The following is a 2,922-nucleotide window of genomic DNA, read 5'->3' as shown; positions in this document are numbered from 1 at the left end:
AACGTTCTGGGCTCGCTGACGAACTACCTGCTGGGCTATTGGGCGAGCACCGCCCTGGTAAAGAAGTGGTTGCGAATGTCGGAAGCAGAGTTCATGAAAGCCGAGCAAGTGAGTTAACAAGACACCCATCCTAAATCATAGAGCCTACTCCTTGCTTGATGAGGAGCTTGTGCTGCTTCAGCTGTCAAGCGAACGCTAACGATTATATGGCCATTCACGCCAAAATGTAGCTGTGTGATTTCAGATGACTACTCTAACCTTTTAGTTTCGTTAAACGAGAAACGCCTTGATCTATCAATTCAAGTATCTGTTCATTTTCATCCAATATGCGCTTTAAAGCTGTCTTCGCCGAGGAGGCATGAACATATTCTTTGTACTTTTCTATAGAGAGGTGCGCGTCACTATAAGCGCCCATATTTTCATACAGAACTGATAAATTCTTATAAAACTGGTTTCGCTTGTGAACTGGCACATTAGACTTCTGAGCAAGGAAGTTGCCTAATGCGCTCTCAACTTCCAGGTAGTGTTTTGAGTCAGGACTGTGAATAACTGCCTGATAGAACTGTATTAAATACTCTGGATTACCTGCAACTTTGAACCAAGGCTCCACCACCTGATTGATAGTCTGCTGAAGATCAGATAGCTGAGACTCACTCCAAAAGGACCTGCCACTCAATTCAGAGCTCATTTCAACTACTTCAGACCCTAAAACAGTACCCCATAATGCGACTTCTTTACCTTTTGACTTTATATAGCTTGGCGAATAGAGCGGGGAAATACAGATATAAAGCTCTATGAAATAGCATCCATTATACTCACTAGTAGGGTGCTTCAGCTTATTTATCGAAATTCCTAACTCTAACACCCCCTTTTCAACGCTATACGCATTCTTAATACACTGACTTTTAGAAAAATCTTCTGGTAAAAGTTGCACTAATTTCTTAATCATCTGCAAAAAATTGCTTATGTTAAAATTGGGTTTTCATCGATGTACTCGTGCTTAAAACAGAAACCTGTCAAACCTGATTCTAGAACAGCATCTTTAAATCGAGAACTGACATAAATCGTAGTATTGCTATCGGGCAATGTAAAAATATCATGCCCTTTTACAAGCTCTTCTCTAAACTTCCAATTATATATGGGGCTCAATAACCCTAAGTTTGCTTTAGGCCCATACTTAACGGGATCACCAATCGAATGTTCTCTATCCAAAGATTCTGCAGGCAGTTCATTATTTACCTTGAGCATGAAATATTTTTGACTTAAATCGTCCTCAAATGTAACGGGGTAAAGGTCGATTTGTCCATTCAAAAAAGGATTCAAAAGCTCAACCGATGAAGAACTCAAAAAAAACAGCGGCGTGCTTGTAAGCATCGAACTGTACGTCCAATTCTTGTTCTTGCTTGCTTCGGATGAAGACGGTACGAGCGTTGTCGGAACCCATTCAGATATCGACGGCAGAGGCTTACCAAGCAATGGGTGAAACCAACTTAAAGCCTCCTCATCAGATTTAGTTTTACCGGCACACTCAGGCAAATTATCATTTCCACTTAACTTGTAAATTTGCATATTACATTGCTCTCTTATTTAATGAGGTAAAAGTCCCTGATAATAACTCATTGCGTATATCACTTAAGATATTTATCGCACCCCCTTTTCAACGCTATACGCATTCTTAATACACTGACTTTTAGAAAAATCTTCTGGTAAAAATGACACTAAATTCTTATTCAACTAAAACAAGCCTGGCTATGTCAGAATTAGATTTTCATCATAAAATTCGTTTTTAAAACAAAAGCCAGTAAGACCCGCTTCAACAACAGCATCTTTAAAACGCTCGCTAACATAATAAGTCGTTTCCCTATCAGGCAAAGAAAATAGATGTTGCCCACTAACAAATTCTTCATTAAACACCCAGTTGTGAATCGGTGCTAAAAAGCCCTGATTCGCTCGCACCCCATGCCGAACTGGGGAGCCTGTCGACTGGTAGCGATCCAATGCTTCAAAGGGTAGTTCATTGCGTAAGCTCAGCAAGAAGTACTCTTCGTCAGGAACTTCTTCAACAATAACTGGATAAAGTATAGTAATGCCGTCAAGGAATGATTTTAATAGACCCACTGCTCTGCCACTCAACAACACATTACCCCCATTAGACACCAAATCACCATAGGGCGTCGGCGTTTTATGGAGTCCTTCTAAATATTGAGCAACCGTTGGTACCTGCCAATCATTCAAGGGCGGCAACGGATCACCTAGTGCTGGATGAAACCATCGCAATGCTCGTTTGTCTGCCCGGGAAATACCTCCGCACTCGGCGTATTTTTGATTCCAACTTAGTTCATAAATTGCCAAACTACATCGCCCTCTTATTCAATGGTACAAACATATTTGACAGTAACTCATTACGTATATCAGTCAAAATATTAATCGCGCTTACTTTATCGAGTTAACAAGACACCCATCCTAAATCATAGAGCCTTCTCCTTGCTTGATGAGGGGCTTGCGCTGCTTCAGCAGTCAAGCGAACGGCCAGAATTAATTTGATTTCACCTAAAACCGCCGATTTCAGGCACACTAAAACTTCAGCGCGGCTGAATTTCTCAATATTGTTTGAAAGAGTGTCTAAGTCAGCAGTACACCAACGTTTGGTATTCGCTGATAGCCCAGATCAGGTAATTTCTGCTTCAGCGAATCCAACTTTCCGGCAAAGCCTTTAAAGCTTTTTTCAAAATGCTGTGCGCTGTAAAGCCAGTTTTTAGGTTCAATGTTTAGGCGTTTTAAGATGGGCGGCAGGTTGGCGGGTATTGCGCCTCGCTTGTCTTCACGCAGGCAGCGGCCTGTCCAATCGAGCAGTTGCAAGTAATCTTCAAGTTTGAATGGCAGGCCTTCGGGCATGGGCTGGCGTGGATTGCCGACGAATGG

Annotated in this window: 3 protein-coding genes and 1 pseudogene; all 4 read right to left on the bottom strand. The window is 41.8% G+C overall.

The genetic code is table 11. The features are described from left to right. Positions 1-253: 253 nt before the first annotated feature. The gene (locus tag BCF53_RS18980; protein ID WP_132704335.1) at positions 254-949 is read right to left on the bottom strand and encodes an immunoglobulin domain-containing protein; all 696 of its coding nucleotides are present in this window, start codon (positions 947-949) and stop codon (positions 254-256) included. Between the two features lie 14 nt (positions 950-963). Next, positions 964-1,569 carry an imm11 family protein gene (locus tag BCF53_RS18975; protein ID WP_132704333.1) on the bottom strand — a complete coding sequence of 202 codons (606 nt, stop codon included), beginning with the start codon at positions 1,567-1,569 and terminating at the stop codon, positions 964-966. 180 nt (positions 1,570-1,749) lie between these two features. After that, a complete protein-coding gene (locus BCF53_RS18970) occupies positions 1,750-2,352 on the bottom strand; it encodes an imm11 family protein (RefSeq protein WP_132704331.1) in 603 nt (200 codons plus the stop codon). A gap of 270 nt (positions 2,353-2,622) precedes the next feature. Beyond that, positions 2,623-2,922: pseudogene (locus tag BCF53_RS19340) on the bottom strand (transposase); the annotation flags it as partial.

The sequence above is a fragment of the Reinekea marinisedimentorum genome (genome assembly GCF_004341165.1).
Lineage (GTDB): Bacteria > Pseudomonadota > Gammaproteobacteria > Pseudomonadales > Natronospirillaceae > Reinekea > Reinekea marinisedimentorum.
This window is presented reverse-complemented; position numbering and strand designations above follow the sequence as displayed.